Below are 8435 nucleotides of genomic sequence, written 5' to 3'. Positions count from 1 at the left end.
CCTAAATTATAACTTAAGTTTAGTTAGAGTTTAGTAGTGGACTGTTTCATCTAAAATGATGCAATGATCAAGATTGCTGTACCAAATTTCTCAGCAGCTATAACAATCGCTACTATAGTTAGGACATCAGGTAATTATGATGATTTATCAAAATAATATGGGTTGCGCAACCCCGCCTTTTAAGGCGCAATATTTTTGGAGAGTTGCTCAAATCCCCTACTTCCCCTCCTGGGAGGGGGAGGGGCTAGGGGTGGGTTAACTTCTGACTTCTGACTTCGTTATGACGCGAGCAAGATGCTCGCACTAATTGTTCTAAGCAACCTGGCAGTTACTATAAGACTGCTACGAATAAATCTGAAATTTGGCCTAAAAGTCAAACATAGTTGACAAAAACTCAAAATAATGATATATAAATTATGTAGTAATCTAAAACTCATTTATATTTATATTCCCTGTTGCCAGCTCCAGTATTCCCTGTTCTCTTTCCCAAAATATTAGGATACATAGCTTAAATGCTGAACAACTTATAAACTATAGTTAAAATGTCTATAATTATTCTCATCTGAGACACAGTTACTACATAATCTTGATAAACTAAAATATCCGAATTAAAATTAAACAAACTCTTAAATCAAAAATTCTTGAGGATAGGGAGTAAAAAAAGAATATGACCACGAACTACCAAAAAACCAAAGAAAATTCAGAAAAAACAAGATTTCAAGATCCTATTTCGGTAGAAAATCTTGCTGACAATTTGATGGAAGATATGTTTCGCGATATTGACCGAGTATTGGATGGTGGTACTCGTTTGCCGACTCAAGCAACTAAACCAGAAGTTGTATCTTTAACATCAATTAAAGTTCCTGAAATTGTTCTGCCTCAAAAGAATACTCAACCTCCAGAAATTGATAAAGAGGAAAAGGTAAAATTAGCCAAAGTAGAAACAGAAAAAAAACAAAGCCAATCATTAGATAAACTACTTTTAGGAGCAGCTTTTGCCTCTATATTAGTCACCCTTTCTTTGTGGTTAGTAAATAGAGGAGGACTCAATAAAATTTTGGGTTATTTAGGTTATGTGGAAAAGGCAAACGAATCATCAGAAACATTAAGTCCTAGAGCAGTAGCAGATAAAGAATTTGCTGAATATATAGAGCGATCGCTCCAGATGATTGAACAAAAAGAAGCAACTCGTAAACAACAACAACAAATTCCTGGTATACCTCCCGCACCACCAAGCAACAACTTACCAACAGTACCAGTACCTGCGAGCCAACCTACAAACACTAGCTTACTGTTACCGCTCAACCGACTGGTTGATCTCATGGAGGCACAAGTAGCAAAAGAACCTATAACTATTCCAGAAACTAAAGTAGTGGTAATTCCTCCAGTGCCAAGTGTTGTACCTTCAGCAGTAGCAGCAGCACCAACATCTGCCGAATCTTCCCCAAAGCCATCAGCAGCATCTGCATCTAATGCTTCTGCCTCCGCAGAGGCTGCTGAAAACGTTCAAGAAAAGTCGGAAGCAACAAAAACAGAAGCTGCAAAAGTAGAGGAGAAAGCTAAACCAGAAACCGCAAAAACAGAAACCGCAAAAACAGAAACGGCAAAAGTAGAGGAGAAAGCTAAACCAACAGAAGAAGTAGCAACAAAACCGGAAGCAACAAGCCAACCGGAAGCATCATCCCAGTCCCAACCCGAAACTAAAGCAGAAGCAGAAACTCAATCTGAAACAGAAGCAAAATCAGAAGAGTCACAAGCGCCAACACAACCAGTACAACTACCTCCACCGCCAGCAGAAATACCTGCAACCAGCACAGTGACAGAAAGTCAAGTTCAGATTCCTATTAATACCTTGGTGGGTATTTTGGAGTTAGGGGAACGTTCCGCTGCTTTATTTGAAGTAGAGGGTGTAGCTCGTCGGATATATGTAGGGGAGAATATTGGTGGTAGTGGTTGGACTCTTGTTAATGTGGCAAACCAAGAAGCTGTGATTCGCCGTAATGGTGAAGTTCGTTCTGTTTTTGTAGGGCAACAGTTTTAGGGCGTTGCTAAATTAGTGTATGATATTAATCTTAATTCTTTAGGAGTCAACCCACCCCTAACCCCTCCCAGGAGGGGGAAGACGGAGTCAGGAGGGAAGAAATAAGAAGAAAGAGCAGTAGAAGAGAAAGTTTTTTTGTTCGCGCTCTGAGCTGCGCAAACGGTTTTTTATTCCCCCTGTTGCCTGTTGCCTGTTGCCTGTTGCCTGCACACAACGCTATAAAGTTAAATTTTCCACGGCCTAATCCTCCTAATTTTATGTAATCTTGACCAAAAAATCAGGTCTCGAACTTCTGACTTTCCTAGGGAATACTGCGCAAACAGGCAGAGAGGTACTGATAACTGATAACTGATAACTGATAACTGAAATAACTATGGGTTTATTTGACGATTTCAGCGAATTTCTAGAAAATCGGCTTGAAGAGTTTCTGCGGAATAATCCTCATTTGGAACTTCAGGCACTTGAAGAGCAACTACGCAAACAAGAAGAAGATACCTTGCGTCTGATAGCGCAACTCCAGTGCCAAGAAAAAAAATCAGAGCAAGATATTCTTTCAACAGCGCAAGAAGTAAAGCGTTGGCATAACCGAGTGGAAAAAGCACGAACAGCTAATCGACCAGATCTAGCTCACGCGGCTCAAGAAAGGGAAGCATTTTTTTTACGCCAAGGTAATCAACATTGGGGACAGATGCAAGGATGTAAGCAGCGCATCCAACAAGCGAAAGAACTCTATCGTCAAATTAAACAACGTCGGGAGGAAGTACGAGCAAAAGCTGTTCAAGCTGAAGCTAACCGTTATACTGCTAGGAATGAAAGACGTTGGGAAACCGATGGCTGGAATCAAACCAATTCCTATAATTTTGCTAATTCATTAGATCCTTTAGAAGCACAGTTTAAAAGTTTGGAAACAGATGAAGAATTAGAACAAATGAAGCGGGATATGAGAAATAATTAATAATTAATAATTAATAATTAATAATTCCTTTGTTGCAAGATTTAAAATGAACGATTCTAATTTTAACAACGAATTGAAATGGACGCCAGAAGCTCAAATTAAATTAAAAAACATTCCCTATTTTGTGCGAACTCAGGCCAGAAAGCGAATTGAAGATTTGGCCAGAGAAGCAGAGCAAGAAGTCGTCACAGCAGAAATAGTTGAGCAAGCTCGGTTGGAATTTGGCCAGTAGGATGACTAAGTCAAAAGTCAAAAGTCAAAAGTCAAAAGTTAACCCACCCCTAGCCCCTCCCAGGAGGGGAAGTAGGGGATTTGAGCTCCGCTCCAAAAATATGAAGTCAAAAGTCAAAAGTCAACCCACCCCTAGCCCCTCCCCCTCCCAGGAGGGGAAGTAGGGGATTTGAACTCCGCTCCAAAAATATTTCGCCATTTCTTGGCGGAGTGGCGCAACCCAATCAACACAATTGTGATGAGGAAAACAATTATTCTTTGAAGTCTAGAAAAAGGACTCATAAAGCCTTAGACTGGAGTGTTGCAGATAGTCAAGTTTGAGGTCTACAAAATCAAAAGTGAGAAAAATTATAATTGCTGGGAACTGGAAAATGTACAAAACCCAGGCAGAAGCTAAAGAGTTTCTCCAGGGTTTGATGTCTCAACTCATAGAAATCCCTGAAACAGAAGTCCCTGAAAAACCTGAAGTAGTTCTCTGCACTCCCTTTACTGCACTAGATTTTATGTCAAAAAATTTGCACGGGAGTCGGATAAAGTTAGGTGCCCAAAATGTTCATTGGGAAGAGGAGGGAGCATATACAGGAGAAATTTCTGGCCAAATGCTCAAGGAAATTGGAGTTAATTATGTAATTGTTGGCCACAGTGAGCGTCGTCAATATTTTGGTGAAACTGACGAAACAGTTAATTTGCGCTTAAAAGCTGCTCAGAAGTATGGTTTAACCCCTATTCTCTGTGTGGGAGAATCTAAGGAGCAAAGAGCTGCTGGTGAAACAGAATCACATATTTTTTCTCAGTTGGCCACAGATTTAATTGATGTGGATCAGGAAAATCTAGTAATTGCTTATGAACCTATCTGGGCAATTGGTACTGGTGATACTTGTGAAGCTAAAGAAGCTAACCGTGTTATTGGTTTAATTCGTAGTAAGTTAACTAATTCTAATGTCACTATTCAATACGGTGGATCTGTTAAACCTAATAATGTTGATGAAATTATGGCTCAACCAGAAATTGATGGTGCTTTAGTTGGGGGAGCAAGTTTAAAGCCAGATAGTTTTTCTCGTCTGATTAATTATAAATAATTTAAGAATTTTTGATGATTAATTAGACTGCTTGTAAAAACTAAAAAAGGGAGGAAAAAAGAATATGTTGCAGCAAAATAGAAATATAAATTAACTAATTTCCTAAACAATTTGCACTATAAAATAACTATAAATTGGTGGCATTAACGAAGTCAGAAGTCAGAAGTCAGAAGTTAACCCACCCCTAACCCCTCCCAGGAGGGGAAGTAGGGGAAAGGCGGGGTTTTAGACCCAATTATTTTGATAATTATGGAGAATCAAACCTCACTATCATCTATAGATTGGGTTTAATTCTTAGACCTAGTTTTTGCTCTACTAACAGTTATAGTTGACCATTTTTTTTCTTCCCTTTTGCTTTAATTATCCTAAAGTCAATTCTCATAAATTATCTAACTATAATCTTTTCTTTTGCGGGTTTAATTCCCCATCGTCTGTACGGTGCTGAAAATTGCTTGGGGTTATAAGACACGGAGTGGTCGGTCATTGACTACCCATAAGCAATTTTCCCTTCAGCATAGCTGCCTTCTTCCTTCTTCCTTCTTCCTTCTTCCTTCTTAAATAAATATCATCAAAATGCACAATTACTATCAAAATTTTGCTTGGGGAAAACGTACCTATATTATGGGTATTTTAAATGTAACGCCAGATAGTTTTAGTGATGGTGGTGATTTTAATACATTAGAAACATCTTTAAAACAAGCAAAAAAAATGGTAGAATCTGGTGCCGATATGATTGATATTGGCGGTCAATCTACTCGGCCTGGGGCTGAAGTTGTTTCTCTGGAAGAGGAAATTAATCGGGTTTTACCAATAATCAAGTTATTAAGAAATCAGCAAAATATTTGTGCTGAAATTCCAATTTCTGTTGATACAACTAGAGCAGTAGTTGCACAAAAAGCTGTGGAGGTTGGTGCTAATTTAATTAATGATATTTCTGGGGGGACTTATGACTCAGATATGTTTTCCGTGGTTGCTGCTCTTAAAGTGCCGATTGTATTAATGCACATTCGAGGTACATCAAAAACAATGCAACAATTGACAGATTATCAAGATTTAATTGGGGAAATATATCAATTTTTAGAGAGTCGAATAGAGGCTGCTATAACGGCAGGAATTGAAAGGGATAAAATTATTATTGACCCTGGTATTGGCTTTGCTAAAAACTATGAACAAAATTTAGAAATTATCCGCAATTTATCAAAATTTAGAAGTTTAAATTGTCCGATTTTAGTAGGGTTATCTCGTAAGAGTTTTATTGGTAAAATTTTAAATCAACCTGATGCTAAACAAAGGGTTTGGGGAACTGCTGCAGGTTGTGTGGCAGCGATCGCTGAATCTGTAGATATTTTACGAGTTCACGATGTGAAAGAAATGTCTGAAGTTTGTCGAGTTGCTGATGTTATTTTTAGGAATAAAGAAGCATATAATTCAGGAGTTAGGAGTTAGGACGTACTACCAAAAGGCAATTACTTCTTATTTCTTACTTTTGACTTTTAAAGCGGATTCCACTAGGCGTGAGGTACACCCATCGCGGGCAAGATGCCCGCACTAAAAACATTCAATTGTTAATATTTGTACTTCATATACTTAGAATACGCTTTGACATCCTCCCCGGCTGTTAGGCACGGGGATTCCTACTGAGCCATAGCTCCTCGGCGGGTTGACGCTTCACAGGGTGCTGCTTCCTTGGCGGTAGTCTAACGCTTCCCTCCACGTCCGTTTAGAGTTTCCGAGTGCCCCCCGGCAACTAATAACACTATAGCATATATTCAATTGACTTACAAATAAAATAATAAAGTCGCCCTACAAGGGCGAGGCTTTAAAGCCAATTTTTCGGTAACTTTTGAATTTTGAATTTGCTGCCTATTTTTCAATCAGCAATAAAAGGCAATTACTTTTGACTTTTGACTTTTGAATTTTGACTTGAAATTGACTTTTGACTTTTGAATTTTGACTTGAAATTGACTTTTGACTTTTGACTTTTGAATTTTGACTTAAAATAATGTCTCGCTCTAAAGCCCTATATTCTTATATATTAATACGTTTGCTATTAGCCCCACTTATGTTATGGACTATTAGCACATTAGTTTTCTTGTTATTAAGAGCAACACCGGGAGACCCCGTAGATGCTATTCTTGGACCAAAAGTATCAACAGCAACGAAAGAAGCTCTGCGAGTAGAACTTGGTTTAGATGGCTCACTACTAGAACAGTATGTTAATTATCTAGGAAAATTACTCAGTTTTGACCTTGGTACATCAATGACTACTCGTGGGGAGTCAGTCTGGCAAATTATTCAAAATTATTTTCCTGCCACTGTAGAATTAGCAGTATTTAGTATGGCGATCGCTTTAATTGTTGGTATTACTGTTGGTTCTATTGCAGCTTCTCACCCTGATACCAAGTTAGATATTGGTGGGCGTTTATTCGGAATTATTACTTATGCAGTTCCACCTTTTTGGGCTGGCATGATTTTACAATTAATTTTTGCAGTACAGTTAAAATGGTTTCCTTTAGGTACTCGTTTTCCTATTACTGAAAATCCACCTCCAAGCATTACAGGTTTATACACAATTGATAGTATTTTTAGTGGTAATATCAATCATTTTTTCACATCTATATATTATTTAGCTTTGCCGAGTTTAACATTAGGAATTTTGCTCAGTGGTATTTTTGAAAGAATAGTCAGAATTAATCTCAAACAAACATTAAAATCTGATTATGTAGAAGCGGCTAGAGCTAGAGGTATTCCTGAATTAAGAATATTATTTGCTCATGCTTTCAAAAATGCCATGATTCCAGTAATTACAATTTTAGGATTGACTTTTGCTGCTTTATTAGGAGGAGCAATATTAACTGAAGTAACTTTTTCTTGGCCTGGTTTAGCGAATAGATTATATGAGGCAATTAGTTCGCGAGATTATCCTACAGTACAGGGAATAGTCGTATTTTTTGCCGGAATTGTTGTGGTAGTTAGTATTTTTATTGATATTTTAAATGCTTATATCGATCCGAGAATTAGGTACTAATTAAAAGTCAAAAGTTAAAAGTCAAAAGTTAAAAGTTATAATTCAAAAGTCAAAAGTCAAAAGTCAAAAGTAAGATTTTATAGAGCTACAAAACTCAAAAGTCAAAACTCAAAATTCAAAAGTCAAAAGTAAGATTTTATAGAGCTACAAAACTCAAAAGTCAAAACTCAAAATTCAAAAGTAAGGTTTTATAGAGCTACAAAACTCAAAATTCAAAAGTCAAAACTCAAAAGTCAAAAGTAAGATTTTATAGAGCTACAAAACTCAAAACTCAAAACTCAAAAGTCAAAACTCAAAAGTCAAAAGTAAGATTTTATAGAGCTACAAAACTCAAAACTCAAAACTCAAAAGTCAAAAGTAAGATTTTATAGAGCTACAAAACTCAAAACTCAAAAGTCAAAACTCAAAACTCAAAAGTCAAAACTCAAAACTCAAAAGTCAAAAGTCAAAAGTCAAAAGTAAGATTTTATAGAGCTACAAAAGTCAAAAGTCAAAAGTCAAAAGTCAAAAGTAAGGTTTTATAGAGCTACAAAACTCAAAACTCAAAATTCAAAAGTCAAAAGTCAAAAGTAAGATTTTATAGAGCTACAAAACTCAAAACTCAAAACTCAAAAGTCAAAAGTAAGATTTTATAGAGCTACAAAACTCAAAACTCAAAACTCAAAAGTCAAAAGTCAAAAGTAAGATTTTATAGAGCTACAAAATTTTTAATTGATTAGGGAAATGGAGATATAGCATCATAATTTGATATTTCATTTAACACCAATTCATGGCTATAGCGTGACAAAAATAATTAAAAAGGGAGCAAGATGCTCCCACTTTCTATGCTTTAAAATCTATTATATCGCCAATCTATTAAGCATCAAATAGACAAAACAAACAAAGATTTAATTTGGTAGATACTAATATAAAATCTTAGAGGATATCTGAAAAGTTTTTTGATACTGAATTTTGCCCCCCTAGCCCCCCAATTTTGGGGGGAACAAGAGTTAATTTGCTTCTAAAAGTCCCCCAATTTTGGGGGATTTAGGGGGCTTGGATTTAGCAAATGGGACTTCTCAGACAACCTCTTAACTTCCTTTCTCCTTATCCCTTCTCCCC

At 36.8% G+C, this 8435-nt stretch carries 6 protein-coding genes; all 6 read left to right on the top strand.

The window, feature by feature from the left end:
- The first annotated feature begins 667 nt into the window (after positions 1–667).
- The 6 genes from F6K54_RS34830 to F6K54_RS34805 all read left to right on the top strand — a co-directional run bounded on the left by F6K54_RS34830 (position 668) and on the right by F6K54_RS34805 (position 7334).
- Positions 668–2041: a hypothetical protein gene (locus F6K54_RS34830; protein WP_293088241.1), complete on the top strand. Its 1374-nt coding sequence runs from the start codon at positions 668–670 to the stop codon at positions 2039–2041.
- A gap of 373 nt (positions 2042–2414) precedes the next feature.
- Complete coding sequence (locus F6K54_RS34825) at positions 2415–2996, top strand: TIGR04376 family protein (protein WP_293088239.1); 582 nt, start codon at positions 2415–2417, stop codon at positions 2994–2996.
- A gap of 46 nt (positions 2997–3042) precedes the next feature.
- The gene (locus tag F6K54_RS34820) at positions 3043–3228 is read left to right on the top strand and encodes a PCP reductase family protein (protein ID WP_293088237.1); all 186 of its coding nucleotides are present in this window, start codon (positions 3043–3045) and stop codon (positions 3226–3228) included.
- 337 nt (positions 3229–3565) lie between these two features.
- Entirely contained in the window at positions 3566–4306 is a 741-nt protein-coding gene (tpiA, locus tag F6K54_RS34815) for a triose-phosphate isomerase (RefSeq protein WP_293088236.1), read from the top strand.
- A 573-nt stretch (positions 4307–4879) separates the two neighbouring features.
- Positions 4880–5752: a dihydropteroate synthase gene (gene folP / locus F6K54_RS34810; RefSeq protein WP_293088235.1), complete on the top strand. Its 873-nt coding sequence runs from the start codon at positions 4880–4882 to the stop codon at positions 5750–5752.
- 556 nt (positions 5753–6308) lie between these two features.
- Positions 6309–7334 carry an ABC transporter permease gene (locus F6K54_RS34805; RefSeq protein WP_293088234.1) on the top strand — a complete coding sequence of 342 codons (1026 nt, stop codon included), beginning with the start codon at positions 6309–6311 and terminating at the stop codon, positions 7332–7334.
- Positions 7335–8435: the final 1101 nt, after the last annotated feature.

Source organism: Okeania sp. SIO3B5, assembly GCF_010692555.1.
Taxonomy (GTDB): Bacteria; Cyanobacteriota; Cyanobacteriia; order Cyanobacteriales; family Microcoleaceae; genus Okeania.
This window is presented reverse-complemented; position numbering and strand designations above follow the sequence as displayed.

What these genes read in the sequence shown, in the direction of transcription:
- F6K54_RS34830 (WP_293088241.1), top strand. Translation starts at nt 668, where the DNA reads ATGACCACGAACTACCAAAAAACCAAAGAAAATTCAGAAAAAACAAGA.
- F6K54_RS34825 (WP_293088239.1), top strand. Translation starts at nt 2,415, where the DNA reads ATGGGTTTATTTGACGATTTCAGCGAATTTCTAGAAAATCGGCTTGAA.
- F6K54_RS34820 (WP_293088237.1), top strand. Translation starts at nt 3,043, where the DNA reads ATGAACGATTCTAATTTTAACAACGAATTGAAATGGACGCCAGAAGCT.
- folP (WP_293088235.1), top strand. Translation starts at nt 4,880, where the DNA reads ATGCACAATTACTATCAAAATTTTGCTTGGGGAAAACGTACCTATATT.
- F6K54_RS34805 (WP_293088234.1), top strand. Translation starts at nt 6,309, where the DNA reads ATGTCTCGCTCTAAAGCCCTATATTCTTATATATTAATACGTTTGCTA.